Origin of the sequence: Pseudomonas sp. CM25, assembly GCF_013179705.1 — a bacterium.
Taxonomy (GTDB): domain Bacteria; phylum Pseudomonadota; class Gammaproteobacteria; order Pseudomonadales; family Pseudomonadaceae; genus Aquipseudomonas.
In genome coordinates this window covers 1-16,456 of the sequence record NZ_JABMCW010000107.1, presented here as the reverse complement: position 1 = coordinate 16,456, position 16,456 = coordinate 1, and the positions used below count along the sequence as shown (strand labels likewise).

The 16,456-nt window shown below is 61.3% G+C and carries 24 protein-coding genes; 6 read left to right on the top strand and 18 right to left on the bottom strand.

The features are described 5' to 3' along the window. On the top strand, positions 1-930 hold a 930-nt coding region (locus tag HP546_RS13720; protein ID WP_172225917.1), incomplete at its 5' end, for a dienelactone hydrolase. On the opposite strand, the gene HP546_RS13715 is transcribed toward HP546_RS13720, so the two are convergent. From HP546_RS13715 to HP546_RS13675, 9 genes are all read right to left on the bottom strand, one after another. Further along, entirely contained in the window at positions 901-2,199 is a 1,299-nt protein-coding gene (locus HP546_RS13715; RefSeq protein ID WP_372242432.1) for an MFS transporter, read from the bottom strand. The two genes, HP546_RS13720 and HP546_RS13715, sit on opposite strands and share 30 nt — an antisense overlap. Before the next feature lie 191 nt (positions 2,200-2,390). Further along, positions 2,391-3,977: an ABC-F family ATPase gene (locus HP546_RS13710; RefSeq protein WP_172225912.1), complete on the bottom strand. Its 1,587-nt coding sequence runs from the start codon at positions 3,975-3,977 to the stop codon at positions 2,391-2,393. A gap of 32 nt (positions 3,978-4,009) precedes the next feature. Beyond that, positions 4,010-5,224 (bottom strand): site-specific integrase, encoded by a 1,215-nt coding sequence (locus HP546_RS13705; protein ID WP_019471582.1) that lies wholly within the window; start codon positions 5,222-5,224, stop codon positions 4,010-4,012. A gap of 251 nt (positions 5,225-5,475) precedes the next feature. Beyond that, on the bottom strand, positions 5,476-5,973 hold the full coding sequence (locus tag HP546_RS13700; RefSeq protein ID WP_019471583.1) for a hypothetical protein: 498 nt from the start codon (positions 5,971-5,973) through the stop codon (positions 5,476-5,478). Positions 5,974-6,024: 51 nt separating this feature from the next. Then, positions 6,025-6,255 (bottom strand): hypothetical protein, encoded by a 231-nt coding sequence (locus HP546_RS13695; protein WP_019471584.1) that lies wholly within the window; start codon positions 6,253-6,255, stop codon positions 6,025-6,027. Between the two features lie 43 nt (positions 6,256-6,298). After that, positions 6,299-6,694 (bottom strand): phage protein NinX family protein, encoded by a 396-nt coding sequence (locus HP546_RS13690; RefSeq protein ID WP_019471585.1) that lies wholly within the window; start codon positions 6,692-6,694, stop codon positions 6,299-6,301. Then, positions 6,694-7,086: a hypothetical protein gene (locus HP546_RS13685; protein WP_019471586.1), complete on the bottom strand. Its 393-nt coding sequence runs from the start codon at positions 7,084-7,086 to the stop codon at positions 6,694-6,696. Before HP546_RS13685 ends, HP546_RS13690 begins: the two co-directional genes overlap by 1 nt. Further along, entirely contained in the window at positions 7,083-7,334 is a 252-nt protein-coding gene (locus tag HP546_RS13680; protein ID WP_014591205.1) for a hypothetical protein, read from the bottom strand. Before HP546_RS13680 ends, HP546_RS13685 begins: the two co-directional genes overlap by 4 nt. Further along, on the bottom strand, positions 7,331-7,825 hold the full coding sequence (locus HP546_RS13675; protein WP_172225909.1) for a hypothetical protein: 495 nt from the start codon (positions 7,823-7,825) through the stop codon (positions 7,331-7,333). Before HP546_RS13675 ends, HP546_RS13680 begins: the two co-directional genes overlap by 4 nt. A gap of 172 nt (positions 7,826-7,997) precedes the next feature. Here HP546_RS13675 and HP546_RS31395 point away from each other — a divergent pair, with 172 nt between their 5' ends. Further along, positions 7,998-8,297: a hypothetical protein gene (locus HP546_RS31395; RefSeq protein WP_019471588.1), complete on the top strand. Its 300-nt coding sequence runs from the start codon at positions 7,998-8,000 to the stop codon at positions 8,295-8,297. 47 nt (positions 8,298-8,344) lie between these two features. Here HP546_RS31395 and HP546_RS13670 read toward each other — a convergent pair whose 3' ends face one another. Further along, positions 8,345-9,052, bottom strand: coding sequence for a hypothetical protein (locus HP546_RS13670; RefSeq protein ID WP_019471589.1), 708 nt, complete (start codon positions 9,050-9,052; stop codon positions 8,345-8,347). A gap of 247 nt (positions 9,053-9,299) precedes the next feature. Beyond that, positions 9,300-11,045 (bottom strand): DNA cytosine methyltransferase, encoded by a 1,746-nt coding sequence (locus HP546_RS13665; RefSeq protein WP_172225906.1) that lies wholly within the window; start codon positions 11,043-11,045, stop codon positions 9,300-9,302. 136 nt (positions 11,046-11,181) lie between these two features. Between HP546_RS13665 and HP546_RS13660 the strand changes: the two genes are divergently transcribed. The 3 genes from HP546_RS13660 to HP546_RS13650 all read left to right on the top strand — a co-directional run bounded on the left by HP546_RS13660 (position 11,182) and on the right by HP546_RS13650 (position 12,183). Beyond that, positions 11,182-11,352 (top strand): hypothetical protein, encoded by a 171-nt coding sequence (locus tag HP546_RS13660; protein WP_019471592.1) that lies wholly within the window; start codon positions 11,182-11,184, stop codon positions 11,350-11,352. Continuing rightward, a complete protein-coding gene (gene trbK, locus HP546_RS13655; protein ID WP_172225903.1) occupies positions 11,349-11,567 on the top strand; it encodes an entry exclusion lipoprotein TrbK in 219 nt (72 codons plus the stop codon). The genes HP546_RS13660 and trbK overlap by 4 nt, the downstream gene beginning before the upstream one ends. A gap of 394 nt (positions 11,568-11,961) precedes the next feature. Beyond that, positions 11,962-12,183: a hypothetical protein gene (locus tag HP546_RS13650; RefSeq protein WP_172225900.1), complete on the top strand. Its 222-nt coding sequence runs from the start codon at positions 11,962-11,964 to the stop codon at positions 12,181-12,183. Positions 12,184-12,205: 22 nt separating this feature from the next. Here the strand turns inward: HP546_RS13650 and HP546_RS13645 are convergent, their stop codons facing one another. The 7 genes from HP546_RS13645 to HP546_RS13615 form a co-directional block, all read right to left on the bottom strand. Further along, on the bottom strand, positions 12,206-12,757 hold the full coding sequence (locus HP546_RS13645; RefSeq protein ID WP_256678478.1) for a hypothetical protein: 552 nt from the start codon (positions 12,755-12,757) through the stop codon (positions 12,206-12,208). A 50-nt stretch (positions 12,758-12,807) separates the two neighbouring features. Continuing rightward, positions 12,808-12,996, bottom strand: coding sequence for a hypothetical protein (locus HP546_RS13640; RefSeq protein ID WP_172225894.1), 189 nt, complete (start codon positions 12,994-12,996; stop codon positions 12,808-12,810). A gap of 93 nt (positions 12,997-13,089) precedes the next feature. Next, the gene (locus tag HP546_RS13635) at positions 13,090-13,251 is read right to left on the bottom strand and encodes a hypothetical protein (protein WP_172225890.1); all 162 of its coding nucleotides are present in this window, start codon (positions 13,249-13,251) and stop codon (positions 13,090-13,092) included. Positions 13,252-13,253: 2 nt separating this feature from the next. Beyond that, complete coding sequence (locus HP546_RS13630; RefSeq protein ID WP_172225887.1) at positions 13,254-13,751, bottom strand: single-stranded DNA-binding protein; 498 nt, start codon at positions 13,749-13,751, stop codon at positions 13,254-13,256. Beyond that, positions 13,748-14,086: a hypothetical protein gene (locus tag HP546_RS13625; protein WP_172225884.1), complete on the bottom strand. Its 339-nt coding sequence runs from the start codon at positions 14,084-14,086 to the stop codon at positions 13,748-13,750. The genes HP546_RS13630 and HP546_RS13625 overlap by 4 nt, the downstream gene beginning before the upstream one ends. Before the next feature lie 20 nt (positions 14,087-14,106). Further along, on the bottom strand, positions 14,107-14,490 hold the full coding sequence (locus HP546_RS13620) for a response regulator transcription factor (RefSeq protein WP_172225882.1): 384 nt from the start codon (positions 14,488-14,490) through the stop codon (positions 14,107-14,109). 470 nt (positions 14,491-14,960) lie between these two features. Then, positions 14,961-15,164: a hypothetical protein gene (locus tag HP546_RS13615; protein ID WP_172225879.1), complete on the bottom strand. Its 204-nt coding sequence runs from the start codon at positions 15,162-15,164 to the stop codon at positions 14,961-14,963. A 764-nt stretch (positions 15,165-15,928) separates the two neighbouring features. On the opposite strand from HP546_RS13615, the gene HP546_RS13610 reads away from it, so the two are divergent. Next, on the top strand, positions 15,929-16,255 hold the full coding sequence (locus HP546_RS13610) for a DUF1654 domain-containing protein (RefSeq protein WP_172225876.1): 327 nt from the start codon (positions 15,929-15,931) through the stop codon (positions 16,253-16,255). Positions 16,256-16,456: the final 201 nt, after the last annotated feature.

The window sequence follows — 16,456 nt, the reverse complement described above, 5'->3', positions numbered from 1 at the left end:
CCGGTCGATGCCCGGCCCATGCAAGCGCTGGCGTTCTACCCAGCCGTTGGCACTATCCGCAGCACCCGTGTCGACGGTTACCCGGTCGAGGTGGCCGAAGAGGCGCCCGTAGCCATGGGGCGCTTTCCGCTGCTGGTACTGTCCCACGGCAACACCGGCAGCCCGTTGGCCCTGCATTACCTGGCCACCTCGCTGGCGCGCCAGGGGTTTGTCGTGGTGGCGGTGGTTCACCCCGGTGACAACGCCCGGGATCACAGCCGCCTGGGCACTCTGAGCAACCTCTATGGCCGACCGCTGCAGGTCAGTGCCGCAATCACGGCGGCCCGCAACGATGAATTGGTCGGGCCTTTCCTGAACGAGGGCAAGGTCGGTGTGATTGGCTACTCGGCCGGCGGTGAAACCGCATTGATCCTGTCTGGAGCACGCCCCGACCTGGACCGTCTGCGCCAGTACTGCCTGGAGCGCCCGAACGATGCCGATGTCTGCAAGACCCACGGTGTGCTGATTGCCGACCGCAGCGAGCTGGCGCCCCAGGCAGACCCGCGCGTGGGGGCGGTGGTGTTGATGGCGCCGCTGAGCCTGCTGTTCGGCCGCCATGCCCTGGCCGGGGTGCAGGTGCCGGCGCTGATCTACAGCGGCGACAGCGATCAGCTGGTGGCCGTGGACCGCAACGCCGAGGCTTTGGTCCGCAAGCTCCCGGTCACGCCAGACTACCGCCTGTTGGCCGGCGCCGGGCATTTCGTGTTCATGGCCCGTTGCGATGCCGAGCAGCATGCGCGGATGCCGGCGCTGTGCAAGGATGCCGAAGGCGTGGACCGCCGGCATATTCATCACTCATTGCAGCAGGAAACGGCAGCGTTCTTCAGCCAGGTGCTAGGTGCGCCACAAGCCGACGAGCGCTCAGCTGCGTCCAGCGCGCCGCGCCAGTAACAACGTCAGGCCTACCCCCGCCAGGGCGAGCAGGGCCGCCACGCAGAAAATCGAGGCATAGCCAAGGTGCACGGCGACAGCGCCCATGAGCGGGCCAGCAATGGCCAGCGCCATGTCGAAGAACACTGCATACGCCCCAAGCCCTGCGCCACGGCTGCTGCTGGGCACCTGCCTGATCGCTTCGACGCCCAGCGCCGGGTACACCAACGACAGCCCGAAGCCGGTCAGCCCTGCGCCAACCAACGCCCAGGGCGGTGAAGGTGCCAGCCACAGCAGGCCCAGGCCGAGCACTTCGGTGGCCATGCAGGCTACTGCCACGTTATAGCCACCGAAACGGTTGACCGCGTTGACGAACAACAGCCGCGAAATGATGAAACACACGCCAAAGGCACTCAGGCACCAGGCAGCGCCTGCCCAGCCGCGCTCCAGGTAATACAGGGTGACGAAGGTGGTAAGGGTGCCGTAGCCGATCGAGGCCAGGGTCAGGCCAAGGCCGCACGGTGCAACCCGGCTGAACGCCGACCAGAAGGGCAGGCGTTCGCCGCGCACCACCACCACGTCGGGCCGTTTGCGCAACACCAGCAAGGCAACGGTCGCCAGTACCAGCAAAGCCGGCCCCAGGACGCTGAAATCCAGCCCCTCCACGGCCACCACACCCAGTGGCGCACCGATGGCGATGGCGCCATAGGAAGCGATCCCGTTCCATGAAATTACCCGCGCGGTGTGCTCGGGACCTACCTGGCTGATACCCCAGCTCAGGGTGGCGACACCGATCAGCCCCTGGGCGATGCCTAGCAGCAAACGCCCACCCAGCAGCAGTCCCAGGCTCAGCAACGGCACGCTCAGGGTCCAGGCTGACAGCAGCGTCAGCACTCCGCAGCCGGCGATCCCCAGCAGGCCGAAACGGATCGCCCGTTTTCCGCCCAGGGTATCGGCCACCTTGCCGGCAAACGGGCGGCTAAGCAGAGTTGCCAGGTATTGCAGGCCGATGGTCACCCCGGCGATTACCGCGCCAAAGCCCAACTGGTCGTGCACATAGCTGGGCAGCACTGCAATCGGCAGGCCGATGCAGAGGAAGGCAATGAAGGTATAGAAAACGATCGACAGGATCTGCAGGGTGATGGGCTGCGTGTTGCTGGCGGAGGCGGGTTGTTGCGCGGTCATGGGCTCTTTCGCGGGCGGGCGGTTGGGCGTTCCCATCATGGCCGCTGCGCAAAGGAAATGAAAGCAGGCTAACGAATTATTCGTCGGATAGTGCGATACCCTGATGCTAGTCAGTTAAAGCTGATGCGGCTGCTGCGCAGCCCATCGCCGGCAAGCCAGCTCCCACCCCGACCGCATCGAATTCGAACCATGCGCCGTACTTGTGAGAGCCTGGCTTGTCGTGGCGACGAACCGCGGCGATGGGCCGCAAAGCGGCCCCAATGCTTAACTGACTGGCATTCGGCTTTGCCCGTCAATCAGACCAGCACACCCTGGCTACGCAGGTAGTCGTCGTAGGTACCGCTGAAGTCCACCACGCCATCGGCCGACAGCTCGATGATGCGCGTGGCCAGCGACGACACGAACTCACGGTCGTGGCTGACGAACAGCAGGGTGCCCGGGTAGTTTTCCAGGGCCAGGTTCAGCGCCTCGATCGATTCCATGTCCAGGTGGTTGGTCGGCTCGTCCATCACCAGCACGTTCGGCTTCTGCAGGATCAGCTTGCCGAACAGCATACGGCCTTGCTCACCACCGGAAATCACCTTCACCGACTTGAGGATCTCGTCGTTGGAGAACAGCATGCGCCCCAAGGTGCCGCGGATCACCTGCTCGCCGGAGGTCCACTGGCCCATCCAGTCGAACAGGGTCATGTCGTCTTCGAAGTCGTGAGCGTGATCTTGGGCGTAGTAGCCCAATTCGGCGCTGTCGGTCCACTTCACCGAGCCTGCATCCGGGGTCATTTCGCCGACCAGGGTGCGCAGCAGGGTGGTCTTGCCGATGCCGTTGGGGCCGATGATCGCGACGCGCTCGCCCGCTTCGACGGTAATGTCGAAGTTCTTGAACAGCACTTTTTCATCGAAGGCCTTGGCCATCTTCTCGACGACTACTGCCTGGCGGTGCAGCTTCTTGTTCTGCTCGAAGCGAATGAACGGGCTGACGCGGCTGGATGGCTTCACTTCGGCCAGCTGGATCTTGTCGATCTGCTTGGCACGCGAAGTCGCCTGCTTGGCCTTCGAGGCGTTGGCCGAGAAGCGGCTGACGAAGGTCTGCAGCTCGGCGATCTGGGCTTTCTTCTTGGCGTTGTCCGACAGCAGCTGCTCGCGCGACTGGGTCGCTGCGGTCATGTACTCGTCGTAGTTGCCCGGGAACAGGCGCAGCTCGCCGTAGTCCAGGTCGGCCATGTGGGTGCAGACGCTGTTGAGGAAGTGGCGGTCGTGGGAAATGATGATCATGGTGCTGTTACGCGCCGTGAGGATCGTTTCCAGCCAGCGGATGGTGTTGATGTCCAGGTGGTTGGTCGGTTCGTCGAGCAACAGCACGTCCGGGTCCGAGAACAGCGCCTGGGCCAACAGCACACGCAGCTTCCAGCCGGGCGCCACTTCGCTCATCGGGCCGAAGTGCTGCTCCAGCGGAATACCCAGGCCCAGCAGCAGTTCGCCAGCGCGGGATTCGGCGGTGTAGCCGTCCATTTCGGCGAATTCGGTTTCCAGCTCGGCGACGGCCATGCCGTCTTCTTCGGTCATTTCCGGCAGCGAGTAGATACGGTCACGCTCGGCCTTGACCTTCCACAGCTGGCCATGGCCCATGATCACCGTGTCGATGACGGTGAATTGCTCGTAGGCGAACTGGTCCTGGCGCAGCTTGCCCAGGCGGGTGTTCGGCTCGAGCATGACCTGGCCACCAGACGGCTCCAGGTCACCGCCGAGGATCTTCATGAAGGTCGACTTGCCGCAACCGTTGGCGCCGATCAGGCCGTAGCGGTTGCCGTTGTTGAATTTGACGGAAACGTTTTCAAACAGCGGCTTGGAGCCGAACTGCATGGTGATGTTAGCGGTAGAAATCAAGTGCTTGTCCTGCGGGGGTTCCAGAGGTGTATTTAGGCCCTCTCGTCAGTTTTGGGCCAATTTTGGGCCAATTCGACTCGGGGCGGCAGCTTCTCCAGCTCCCTCCAGTCCGAGGAGGAGCTGATCCATTTCGCGTAGGTAGAGAGCAACATCTCGACGCTGTGGCCGAGCTGGCTCGCGATGAACGCGGGGTTCATCCCAGACATCAGGCACATGGTTGCGTAGGTGTGGCGGGTGTCGTACTGACGGCGTTCACGGATGTTCAGCGCCTTCAGCGCCGATTTGAAGTGGCGGATTGTAACACTTGGCTCGTTAATCCACAGCCCACCTTTGCTAGGTTGGAACACGAAGGGGCTAGTAGGGTGGGCCGACTTGGACGCCATGCGACGAAGAGTAGCCATTCGCTGGGCCTGGTTGATGGCGTTTAGTGCTCGCTCGTTTAACAGGACCACCCGATGATGCTTGGTTTTCGTGCGTTCCTGGGGGGCACGGTTAACGATGATCCGGCGAACCGTCGCGGAGCGCTGATCAAGGTCGATGTCCTCCCACTTCAGGCCCATTGCTTCGCCAGGGCGGACTCCAGTAAAGAAGCAAAACTCGAAGAACGCTGCGTAGATCTGCGAGTATTTCTGAAGCGTCGCATACAGGTGGGAGATTATCGCCTCTGCTTCCGCCCTGGTGTAAGGGTCTACGACCTTCTTGACGGCCCTTGGCTTATCGAGCGAGTTGGTGGGGTTCTTGGCGATCAAACCATCGAGGACCGCTGTCTTGAAAACGCTGGACAGCTTGATGATCGCATTCCGCTTGACGCCAACTGACGTCCACTGGATCTGCGAAATGACCCCGCGAAGCATGGTCGGCGTGATCATGTCTATCCGGCGTAGGCCGAGGTACGGCATCCAGTAGATGTTGAACACGCTCTTGTAGTTGTTGCGGGTGCCTTCGACGATGTGGCGACTATCCAGCCACATCTGGGTGTAGGCGCCCAGGCTCGGGATGGACTCCGCCGTCCGGCGGGCCACCTCCGAGCCCGGGAATAGCTCGGCATACTTCTCGTCGTCCAGCAGGTCGTGGCGGATCAGGTTTACTACTTGATCACGTACACGGCTGGCTGCGCGGATGCCCTGCGCCGTCGGGGGATGGGCGAGGGTTTCCCCGCGACGCTCACCGTTCCAAGTGAAACGGATTCGGAGCGAGTCTCCTCGGATTTCAATTCCAGGGGGCAGACCCACAGGCTTTCGAGCCATTCCTCATATCTCCATCTGCTGTACATGATGTTGCGGCCGTTCTTATTCCAGACGCCTTCAGGGATTTTCCCGCGCTGGCGCCGGGTCTGAAGCGCTCGCAGCGTGATTCCCAGCAGTTCGGCCATCTTTTCCTCCGTTACCTTGTCCATTTCCTGGGCAACGGCCTCTTCCACCCCGGCGCGTTCATCGCCTGGCTTCTTCCTTTTTGAATGCATGTTGGTCTCCACGCCGCCGGTGGCGGCAGGTTGGGGTCAGGCGGGCATTTTCTCGAGCACCGTGTCGGCGACCTTGAGCGCCGCCTGGGCATCGTCGACGTAAGCTGGATCGAAGCCGCCGGCGTAGTGGATCGCCCGCTGGCAGGCGTCCAGTTCTTTGCGGGCCAGGCGGAGCGCCTGAATCAGCTCTTCCTGCAGTGCGCCCTCGGCCCGGCCGATATTCCAAAACTCCTGACCCCAGTGATCAGCAGGCGGCGGGTTGCTGTTTTGCTTGCCGCAAGCCATGGCCCCGATGATCGCGTCGCAGAGCAGGCGCTTGTAGATGTTCTCGCCATCCAGGCCCAGGCCACCGCGACGGCGCAGGGTGCTCACGACCTCGTCAACGTTGAGGCCGCTGTCCTTGAGCACGATGTCGAGTTCAGGCTTTTCAGGGGTGTAGATGACCAGAGCCAGCTTGGCTTCCGGCCAGAGATCGGCCGCCAGGCGCTCCAGGCAGTCGTTCGCGGTGTGGTGGAATCGTTCTGTTGCGGACATAGGTCATCCTCGCCCGCGCATGTCGGCGGGCTTGAGTGATAGGGGGAGGGGTTAACGCTTTTCGAGGTCGGTGGTTACGGCTTCGACGACGATTGGGCCAAGAATGCGGGTGGTATCAAGGTGGTCCTTGAATACCTTGTTCAGGCGACCGATCGCCGCCTCTCGGGCCTGCCGGTAGACCTGGTCTAGAGTGCAGTCCGGCCCCCAAGATCCTAGGTTCGTCAGTTCGACGGTGAGGGTAACCTTCGCACCGGTGCGGGTTCGCGCATGCGGCTTGCTCATCGCGGCGCCTTCCATACTAGGTAGGCCATGTAGGCGAGGGCGATCATGGCAGTAGCTCCTTTGGTACCCGCACGATCGGCCCAAGTTTTGCGTGAACCAGGGAACGGCAGAAGGCGATAAGGGGTGTAGGTCCGGAAAGCCAGGTCGAGTTGAGCGGGCCTGCGCTCCAGCCACATGGCCCGCCTGACAAATACCGGTCATGGCTCAACCCTGCCTGGTGCTTTTCGAGCAGCGGGCCGCCGTGCTCCCAGTTGTTGGAAGGGCGATAGCCGAAGCCATCAGTCGCGCCGCGGATGCTGGCGCTGGTAGGGTCAGTCCGGCTGCGCCAGATTGTGGTCCTGCACTCAGGGTCTGTGCCGAAGCCTTCGGCCATGGCCACCGCCCAGTCCAGCGGCGCGCCGATCAGGTTGGATACCCTCACTTCGATCAGGTCGGTCATCATCGGCACTCCTTTTTCCGCTCGACCTCGATCTGGTCGTAGAGTGCATCCACTCGCTTTTGCTTGCGGTTGATCGCCTCGGAGCGGTTCAGGTGGTCTCTCAGGGCCTTGTCATAAGGCTCTATCTTCTCGACCAGTCGAAGCCGCTCACTTGGATCTATTGACGCGTTGAACTGCCGAGCCAGTCGATCCCGCTCGCTGAAGTCCAGATGGTCAAGCGCGCGGTTCTCCTTCTCCATTTCGGTCAGAACGTCTGCCGATTGCCGCTTCCAGCGCAGATACAGCACATCGCTCTTCTTGGGCTTTATGAAAAAGTGCTGAGACCTGATCCACTCCACCAGGTCTTCCTTGGTCATCTCGTCGAGCACATCTTTCCGGGCGGCTTTGCTCACAGCTGATACCTCTCATCAATCCAGCGCCCAGGCGCCAGTGCGGGTGTAGGTTCAGGTTGTGTTTCGTGCGGGGAGAGCTGGCGCTGGTTGCCGGCCTGCAGCTGGCTGTCGGGGATGCAGCTGATGCCGACCCCGTTGAGCAGGTAGCAGGTGACGCCGCGCTGGCTGTCGTGCTGCACGTCGATAACGTTCTCGGTTGCGCTGGCGCCGGTGGCCAGCAGAAGGAGGCAGAGGGCGAGGCGGGTCATGGCTCCACCTCAGCGCCGTCTTTGATTTCCTCAAACCGGTACATCTTGATGACCCGTTCCTCGACGCCGGCGACCTTGATGAACTTGGCCTCATTCACCCACGGGTAGGCATTCGGCTCGCCGTGCTTTCCGCCGCCGCTCATCTCGCAGAAAGCCAGGGCGCGGCCGTCAGGCAGGATGAATGGTTTCACGTCGATGTCGTAGTTCCTTCCCCAGCTGTAGTGGCACCACTCGCGGATGCCGCTGACCTGTTCAGCTTCGTATCGCACTTCGTTGATGGCGTCGTCATGCTCGTTTTCTTCGAAAAGAACCTCGAGCAGCTCGCCAGGTGCCGCAGCCAGGAAGGCCAGATCGACGTCGGTAGACTGCCCATCATCGTCGGTGAACGTGTAGCCGTAGCCGAACTGGAGGCCCTTGCGCATGACAAGCAGCTTCGCCAGCTGGCTTGCGGTGAGGGTGCTCAGGTGCTGGTTGATGTTTGCTTCGAGCATACGACTTCCTTGGCCGCCATATCGCGGCAGTGAATAGAAGGGGGAGGGGTTAGGAGCATTGGTGATGGCCAATAGTCTGATTCAGATCACGAAACAGGCAGGTGCGGTTGCGAACCGCTTCGGTTTGGCTATGGTGGGTTGATGCATACAACTGAAGTCGAAGGAGGACGGCATGAGAATTCGCGGTGATGTTTTTTGGTCTTGGGCTGACCCGACGCTTCACCATAGGACTCATGACGAAACACTCGACGATGGAACGTTCATAGATGTCCAGGTGCGACTGTCGCGAACGGGTAACACGCAGATGTTCATCGGTGTATACGCCCCGAGCGGCTCTGCGCTTCATGAGGAGGCTTTCGAGTCGCGCCCGGGTGAGTCGATGACTAGAGCGCTGGCATGGGGCGTCGGCCGGGCCCGCCGGATTGCTATTGACGGTGCTCCAACTGCCAATCGTCTCGCCGCCTCAAAGTAGAGGGGAGAGGGGTTACAGCCGGGTGGAGTACTTATGTACTCCGAATGTCATGATGGCTTGCAGGTCACGTTCCGCTGGAAAGCAAGACCCTTCACGGCCTCGCTGTAGATGAACTTGATCATGTCCCACGGGATCGTGTGGCGCTGTGCGTACTCACCCTCGCCATCGCAGATCTCGCAGCCATCTGCTGGCTCGTCCAGTTCCAGGCATTCTGGGCACTCGCGCGTGACCTCCAGCTTGAACTCGCCGAGCAGCAGTGCTTTGGCACCGTTCTCGGCAGTGAGCCGCCTTGGCATGAGACAGTAGCCCTCCGGGATCGTCGGCTTGTTCGACTCAGACATCGGCCCCAGGCCAACAAGCGGCAGCCCAGTCTCTGCCGCATCCCGCTCAGCCTCTTCTTTGGTCCACCAGATGGCAGTACCAACCATCCAGGCTATCGGCTCGGGGTGGGGCTGCGGGGCTGGCCGGGCTGTAACGCGCGCTTCAATGGATGCCCAGGCTGGCGCGAACTCCGGCCAATCGCTTTCAATCACCAGGCACTCCCGCGCTGGGCAGTTCCACTCGGCCATCAGTGACATCACGCCTTCGAGAAAGGAGTGCGCGAGATCTGAGTCGACAGGTGACAGTAGCGCCAGGTCGCTGCGCTTGATGACTATGTACCGGTCTTCGTGCTGGAAGGGGGCGCTGACCATATCGATGATCCCCTCGATATGGTCATGCTGCTCGATGGTGCTGGATCGGTTTTCTGTGGGCATGGGGATACCTCAGAGGCCGGCTAAAAGACCGGCTACGCTGAATGTGTTGTGGGTTAGGAGCACCGGAGATGAGTAGAAAATTCATCTGCCAGAAATGTGAGAAAGAAACTGACGCCGACTTGGACCACGATGAAGTGCTGGACAGTCAGGTCTTCTACTGCCAGCAGTGCGGGGCCAAACATGTTGCAGTTATGGAATCGCGTGCACCTGGCGGCCCGGTGGAGATGCAGTTCCGACTTGTCGAAGACTAGGCTGCAACAGCCTGGGCAGTGGCTGATCGCCAAGGGTCATTTGCGCGGGCGAGGGCAGCCATAGGCGGCGGGCTAACGCTATTGCCGCACATGTGCACCTGCTCGGTCTTGGTGAACGGCTTGCCGTCGGCTCCCTTGTCGATGATGTAGCTGGCCGGGAAGCCCTGGGCGCGGTAGAGCTCGTGCGGCTGCAACATGCGAAGGCAGATATCTACGATCACATAGGGCGTTCCCTTCACGAAGACGGTGACCAGGCCCAGGCGGTCCTTGGTGGTAACCGTCGGCGCTGGGGCATCACACGTGCTGATGTTTTCCGTGCCGTAGTAGCTGATCAGGAATGCCGCGACGCGCAGGGCGCCTTCCTCATGTTCTGGTGACAACCTGTATTCGACCAGGGCGTGATGCTCGGCGCCGGCGGTCATTGTCGGCACCAGGTCATCTACTGCACGCCCTACGCAGTTGCGGCGCAGAGTAGCCAGACTGGCGGTCACGAGGCGCTGCTGGCTGCCGGTGTTGGTGACCGTGGTCAGCGGGTCGTCTGCGCCCTTCGCTGGCGTGGTGTTAAATCCTCCGTTGGCCTGTTCGATGAAGGCTGTCACCAGCGCCCGGTGACTCTGGGTCATAAGGGTGCCCATCGGCTGGTCGGCTGGCACTGGCTTTCCCGCATAGACCGGGCCGCCGGCCCCAATCATTACTGGGCTAGCCACAGCGAATGACCCGCCGCGCGGCCAGGAGGTCACAGTTCGCAGCGGCTCATTTGCCGACTGGGCCAGCTCGCCAGACCAGTTGGCGATCGGCACGATGAAAGGCTGCGGGTTGTCCAGTACGAATTTCTTCATGCCCTTGGCCACACGGCGCAGCGTTGCTGCTGCCAGCTCCTTCTTGCGACCGAAGATGCTTTTGCTCGGGACTCTCCAGTCAATGCAGTCCGCGGCGGTGCGCCACTTCTGCTGTCCCTTGACCGGGCTCTTGGCGTGGGTAGGCTTCGGCCACACGATTGGCTGGCCGTCGCAGCGGGCGATCATGAACAGGCGCTCGCGGCTTGTCGGAGCGCCGAAGTCGCACGCCTTGATAATGCGCCATTCCACCTGGTAGCCCATGCCTTCCAGCAACTGGACGAAGCGGCGCCAGGTGATGCCACGGCGCTTGGGGTTCGGTACCAGGAACTGATTGGATACCGGTACCTGCTCGCCCGGCTCGGCCACGCGGTTTACGGCCTTCTTCGGATTGGACGGATGCGGTACTAGGTCAAGGGTAACCACGCGCCCGGTCGCCTTGTCGCGTTTCGCGATCAATGGGCCCCACTGCAAAATCTGCTTAACGTTCTCCAGGCTGATCACCCGTGGCTTCTTCTTGCCGGCCCACTTGAGGCCGATCCAAGACAGGTTGCGTATTTCACGCTTGCGCGGCTGTCCGCCGGCGGCCTGGCTGTGGTGAGTGCAGTCGGGGCTCATGTGGAACCAGCCCACTGAGCGCCCTTGGCATTCCGTGTCAGGATCACCCTCGAATACGTCAGTGGGGAAGTGGCGGGCGTGCGGGTGGTTGACGGTGTGCATGCTGATCGCTGCCGGGCTGTGGTTCTTTGCGACATTCACCGGGCGGCCCAGGCCCATCTCCAGCCCGGTACCGGCGCCGCCGCCACCGCAGAAGAAGTCCACCACGATCTCATCGTCTTGCGGATCGAAGCCAAGGCCGTACTGGGTTTTGAAGTCGAGCGGGTTCTTTTTCTGAAATGCAGACATGGGCGGTCCTCGCCAGGGTGGCGTGAGTCGTTATCGTTGAATAGGGGAAGGCGCTGGCTGATGGCACGGCGCCACGTTTTGCGGAGGGGTGGGGATGTTTGATATAACGCCCGGCCATTTCACAGGAAGGAACCTCATGAAACGCACCATCATTGGCTCAGCCATCATCGCCATTGCTGCCCTGTCCCTCAGCGGATGCTGGGAGTCCGAGGAGGAGAAGAAGGCGCAGGCACAGCAGGAGGCCAGCGAGAATCTCTGGAACATCACTCCGCCTGATGAGAGCCAGGACAAGGGGTTCAAGCCGTGAAGTCATACCTTGCCCCAATCCTCGCTGCGGCACTCTTTATGAGCTTGGCTGGCTGCAAAGAAGACGCCATCGACACGGCAGCCTACGAGCCGACTAGCGAACACTGTCAGCCCGACTACCTGAAAACGCTTCCAGACAACAAGGCCCGCGAAGACCTGGTCGAGAAGTGCATGACCGGTGGCTCATACAAGAAGTCAGAGCCAAAGACCTGGTAACGTCCGATCATCGTCTGTCAGCGCCGCCTCATCAGGCGGCGTTTTCGTTTAGGGCTGGCGGGCAGCGCCGCGTAGTGAATGAACTTTTGCGAAAGGTGATGGCTCTGAGCCATTCACGCACTGCGCAGGGCAATGCGGGCCCTCAGAGATTCAGGCATGTTTTCGGATGAGTTCTTCGTTGCTTACGTTGTGGCAGAGGTAGTCCTAGTCATGGCGGCCTTTGCTATTGGCGTTCATCTGACGGAGCGCTAGCGGGGGATGCGAGGCGCTGGCGGGTCAGTTGGCGGCGTGAACCTTACGCATGTGCGGCCCTCGCGCGGCAGTTACGCGATAGTGGCAATTTGGTTTCATTGGGAGTATTTGTTGTCTTCCAGCACACGGAGATGAATCCCCGATGGACCGCGAGCCAACAAACCAGGAAGTCGCAGCAGTTCTCGGAATTGATGAGGATCAGGTTGATAAGTACCGTCAGGAGGCTGTGCTATTGGGCGACGGATCCTGGCTTATCCACTTTTCCTACGACATGCCGCGGGAGCTGCGGCACAGCTTCACCGGTAGCTTCACGGCGATCGTCGAAAGCGTGGCAACTTGTGTTGACGCTCGCTCAGTCGACTGAAGCCAGCTGCTGCGCCAGAGGGTCAGGCGGCTTTTCGCGCGTTGAGCACGCGCTGGCGGGTTGTTTCGTACTCGCTGCTGACGATCTCAACCAGGCCGTCGACATCGCCGTCAGCGGCCTTGCTGCCCAGGTTCAGGTACACGGTTTCGCCGTAGATGAAGCACACCCCACCACTGAGCCAGATCCCGCCGCGCTCGACGCCAATGGCTTCCCACATTTCGTCCCGGTCGATATCGTCCGGGCAATGTGCTTTCCAGAGGTCTTCCAGGCGCTGGTGCTCTGCCTTCTCGGCTGCGCGCACCTCTTTGTCCGTGCCCCTGGCATGCTTGGGCGCCCGGCGCAGCGAGCGGTAGCCGTATTCGTCGGGACGGCACCAATGCACATCAAGGTCGCGGCTGGCGCTGAGCTTGATGCCGCCGACGTAGTTGCGGGAGCCGCTGTACATCGGTGATGCAGCGGCGCCGAAGGCTTGGCCCAGCTTCTCGCGCTGGGCGTTCCAGGCCGCTTTTTTCTCATCCCAGGCGCGCACGGCGGCCAGAACCTTTGGCGATTGGGTCTTGTAGAAATAGCTCATGGCTTTCTCCATGCATGCGCCGCCCTCCGTGGCCGGATGCGGCATGGTGGTTACTTGAGGATTGCGTGGGCGCAGGCCTGGATTTCGATCCAGAGCGCCGACGAAGGCCGTGCTTCATACTTGACCAAAGCCTTGGCGATACGCACGGCCAGGTCTTCCTTGCTACCGGTCGGCTTTGGCGGCGGTTGATGGGCAGCCTGGATAGGTAGGTCGAACTGGCCCGGAAGGTCGACTCTCATGCTTCGCGTCTCCTCGATCTTCTGCGAGCCCGCTGGGCGGCAGATTGATGTGTTGCTGGCGCCGGCCGTGCCTCGCGCGCGTGGTGGTGAGTTTCAAGCGGAAAGCTCCATGTCTCTGTCATGCCAGCCGGCAAGCCACCAGCCGCAGTTCACTGTCATCCAGCCGTATGGCTGGGCATCGCGTGACAGGCTGTTGTCGCGGCAGGCACGCCCGAGGTAGTAGGCCGTGGGGTGAACCTGCTGCCGGCGCTTCATGGCTACGCACCGGCCAGGTGGTGGAGCGGGGCGAACGGGATGTCGTCGTCGAAGCTATCGTGGTCAGGCGGTGCTGCCTGCTGGTTCTGCTGCTGGCGAGCCGGCCGGCGTTGTTGCGGTTGCCGATCTGGCACCTGGCCTGGCTGCTGACCCTGCGGCCGGTTGCCTAGCAGCTGCATCGTGCCGTTGATGTCGACGATGATTTCTGTGGTGTAGCGCTTGATGCCGTCCTTTTCCCACTCGCGGGTCTGAAGCTTGCCCTCGATGTAGCACTGGGAGCCTTTGCGCAGGTACTCGCCGGCGATCTCGGCGACCTTCCCGAACAGCGACACCCGGTGCCACTCGGTGCGTTCGACCTTCTGCCCCGACTGTTTGTCAGTCCACTGCTCGCTGGTGGCCAGGCTTAGGTTGGTGACCGCGTTGCCGTTGGGCAGGTAGCGCACCTCCGGGTCCTGTCCGCAGGTTCCGACCAAGATGACCTTGTTGACCCCGCGACTCATGACTGAGCAACCGCTACCGCAACGATGAACAGCAGGGCCATGAGTGAGCACCAGCGCGTCGCGCTCTCGCCGACCTGGCGGGCCCTCACCAGGGCAACAACAGGCAGGGCTTTGGCCTCGATGGCGCGCTCCAGACTTTCCGCATAGCGAACTGCCTGTGGATAGCTGGTGTTGCGGCCGTAGACCCGATTGTCGCAGGACGAGACCACCATCCAACCGTTCCCGGCCTTGGTTACGGTGAAACGCGACTTGGCGTGGAATGCCTCGGTCGCGGTGATGACTTCCTGGCGGAGCGTTTCGAGCCCGGCCTTGCTCTGTTCAATGGCTGTTTGCATGGTGGTATTCCTCATTGTGGTCAGGCGTGTAGCTCGAAGGCCTCTGCCTTGCGAACGATTCGAACTTGGGCGGTGCGGCGGTCCGGCGTACGGCGATCGCGGCGCATGGGGTCGCTGTCGTCGATCACAGCGTGCATGGTGATGAGGGCTGCCAAGGCGATGCAGAGCGGGCTGATGATTTGTTGGCGCATGGCCTTGGTGACCGCCTCGATGCGGCGACCGGCTTCGAGCTTGAACAGCGCGGCCTCGATGCGGTTGGCCACGGTGCCCGGGCTGACCGCCATCTGGCGGGCGATTTCCTTGGTAGTGAGGCCTTGAGCCACCCACAGCAGTGCTTCGAGCTCACGGGGAGCCAGCGCCTTGCCGAGCTGGCCAATCCATGAGCCGCAAGTGATCGTTTCCATGATTGTCCTCAGCAACCGCATTGGTCAGGCGCCAAGCTCGGGTGACCAGACCCACCGTGAAGGTGGCCTGGCGCCTGCCAATGCGGTCGTATGTGAAGGGAAGGGGTGCAGGCGGTGAGCGCTGCCTCACATGCATCTGGCCTGGCCGGGTAGGCCCCGGATTCGCCTGCGTGTACGTCGAATAATCTTTACTGCAGAGAGCCTTAACTTGCATAAGGCCTACGGTTATGCGCTTTAAATCGATGAAAGCTGCATCGGGGTGTGATCTGGCCGGCGCTGATCTCCGGCATGGGTTTGGTCAATAACTCCGGGGCTTACGCCCACCCACCCAGCAGGTCCGGCACGATTACCGGCCACGCTGTAAATCCACTCGCGCATCAGCCTGCGCATTCAGATCACACTCCGATGCAGCCTGCGATGGGGAGCAGGGCATCGGGCAATTCACGACAGGCTGTCGTGGCGCTGGTTGTTCAGTTGAGCGGCTTGCGGCAGTCGGCGCAGAAGACCCGGCCTGTTCCGCTGTGGCCCAGCTTCGTTTCGTGCGTGCAGCGCTGACGCTGGGCTTGCAGTGCCAGCTCGTAGGTGAGGAACCAATCACCCTTGGTGGCTACCTGTTCTGGACTTCCTATTGCGGCTTCCACCGGCTTGTTGGCGCTGTTGAGTATCCAGGCCATCGTCTTGCCCTCCAGGGCGGCTGATTTCCCAGATGCCACTCATGGAATGGCACCTGGTGAAATCCCGGCCTCGCTACTGGCGACGGGCCGGGGTATTGCATCAGCGGTGATCGCTCGAGCTCAGCCGCCGACGGCCCTGCTCTCAGTTAGGTTGGCCTTGAGCTTCCCTATCACCTCGCGTCGTTCGGCCTCGGCGTGGTGGTCATGGGGTCAGGTGTTCGCTACACGACTGCCAACTGCAGCTCGGCGGCCCGTTGAGTGGGGCAGTCCGTCGTGGGTTGCCGGTCCGCGTTCCGGCTGGGCTATCTACTTCATTGGCTGATTCCTCCTGTGGTGTTTGTTCCTCCCCATGCGCGTCGCCGCGGCTATTCCCACCTGGCCGGGTCACACATTTCGTGTTCGGTGTTCTTCCCGGCTGGCTTGCATGGTTTGGCGTCCCTCAATGCCTGAGGTCCGGCAGCTATCCAGAGGCTGCGTGGTCGACGACTTAGCTTGTCCCGACCCAGGTGATGGCCTGGGTGCGTCGAGGTGGTCACGTCGGGTTGTGTAAAGAGCGGTCGGCTTGAGGGCCTCGGCAGTCCCTGGTGAGTGACTGCGTGTTGATGCAAATATCACGCATCGTGTTTTTTATGTCAACACAACGCGTGATTTATTTTGCCTGAGGGTGTGTTGAGGATTTCACTAGGAGGCGGGTTCACGTTTCACGAGGCGTGATGTATGCTCATTGCAATAACTGGATGGATATACAGTAAAGGAGATGTCTTATGTCCAAGCAGAAGAAGACGGCACCACAAGGACGCCAAGAGATGACCGGGGTAGAGCGGCTCGGGCTGCGGGTTTCGTCGATGATCAATCACCCGATTGCACAGTCGCAGCGCTGGGTGACAATTCATCGCCTGGACACGGATGGAGACATGGAGTGGGAGGAGGTGATGGGGCTGATTGTTGAAACACCAGAGTTGGACCTGACTTTCAACGATGACGAGAGCGTCACGGTTTGGTGGGAGGCGCTGAAGCCTGAAGATCGCGACGACCTGGTCCTGGAGAGGGATTGGGAGGAGGAAAGGCTGCAGGAGGAGGCGCCTTTCTAGGGGTATAGAAAAAGCCCGCTGCTAGGCGGGCTTTGGCTGGTAGATATTGAATTAATTAATGAAAGATAGGAGCAGATTGCCCTGCCAAGTTAGCAATCAAATCGAAATATGCTCTTTCGTCCGATCTTGAAGAAATATTATAAATGTGTTCACTATAATCTTCGGCGAGGTTTAAGTGGGCTTGTATTTCCTGCTCTATTG

Bases quoted from the DNA above. Each gene is read 5' to 3' on its own strand.
- HP546_RS13665 (WP_172225906.1), bottom strand. From the start codon at position 11,045: ATGTCTGCATTTCAGAAAAAGAACCCGCTCGACTTCAAAACCCAGTAC.
- HP546_RS13625 (WP_172225884.1), bottom strand. From the start codon at position 14,086: ATGCAAACAGCCATTGAACAGAGCAAGGCCGGGCTCGAAACGCTCCGC.
- HP546_RS13695 (WP_019471584.1), bottom strand. From the start codon at position 6,255: ATGAGCAAGCCGCATGCGCGAACCCGCACCGGTGCGAAGGTTACCCTC.
- HP546_RS13670 (WP_019471589.1), bottom strand. From the start codon at position 9,052: ATGCCCACAGAAAACCGATCCAGCACCATCGAGCAGCATGACCATATC.
- HP546_RS13650 (WP_172225900.1), top strand. From the start codon at position 11,962: ATGGACCGCGAGCCAACAAACCAGGAAGTCGCAGCAGTTCTCGGAATT.
- HP546_RS13635 (WP_172225890.1), bottom strand. From the start codon at position 13,251: ATGAAGCGCCGGCAGCAGGTTCACCCCACGGCCTACTACCTCGGGCGT.
- HP546_RS13700 (WP_019471583.1), bottom strand. From the start codon at position 5,973: ATGTCCGCAACAGAACGATTCCACCACACCGCGAACGACTGCCTGGAG.
- HP546_RS31395 (WP_019471588.1), top strand. From the start codon at position 7,998: ATGAGAATTCGCGGTGATGTTTTTTGGTCTTGGGCTGACCCGACGCTT.
- HP546_RS13690 (WP_019471585.1), bottom strand. From the start codon at position 6,694: ATGACCGACCTGATCGAAGTGAGGGTATCCAACCTGATCGGCGCGCCG.
- HP546_RS13675 (WP_172225909.1), bottom strand. From the start codon at position 7,825: ATGCTCGAAGCAAACATCAACCAGCACCTGAGCACCCTCACCGCAAGC.
- HP546_RS13680 (WP_014591205.1), bottom strand. From the start codon at position 7,334: ATGACCCGCCTCGCCCTCTGCCTCCTTCTGCTGGCCACCGGCGCCAGC.
- HP546_RS13660 (WP_019471592.1), top strand. From the start codon at position 11,182: ATGAAACGCACCATCATTGGCTCAGCCATCATCGCCATTGCTGCCCTG.
- HP546_RS13610 (WP_172225876.1), top strand. From the start codon at position 15,929: ATGTCCAAGCAGAAGAAGACGGCACCACAAGGACGCCAAGAGATGACC.
- HP546_RS13705 (WP_019471582.1), bottom strand. From the start codon at position 5,224: ATGGCTCGAAAGCCTGTGGGTCTGCCCCCTGGAATTGAAATCCGAGGA.
- HP546_RS13645 (WP_256678478.1), bottom strand. From the start codon at position 12,757: ATGAGCTATTTCTACAAGACCCAATCGCCAAAGGTTCTGGCCGCCGTG.
- HP546_RS13620 (WP_172225882.1), bottom strand. From the start codon at position 14,490: ATGGAAACGATCACTTGCGGCTCATGGATTGGCCAGCTCGGCAAGGCG.
- HP546_RS13640 (WP_172225894.1), bottom strand. From the start codon at position 12,996: ATGAGAGTCGACCTTCCGGGCCAGTTCGACCTACCTATCCAGGCTGCC.
- HP546_RS13630 (WP_172225887.1), bottom strand. From the start codon at position 13,751: ATGAGTCGCGGGGTCAACAAGGTCATCTTGGTCGGAACCTGCGGACAG.
- HP546_RS13615 (WP_172225879.1), bottom strand. From the start codon at position 15,164: ATGGCCTGGATACTCAACAGCGCCAACAAGCCGGTGGAAGCCGCAATA.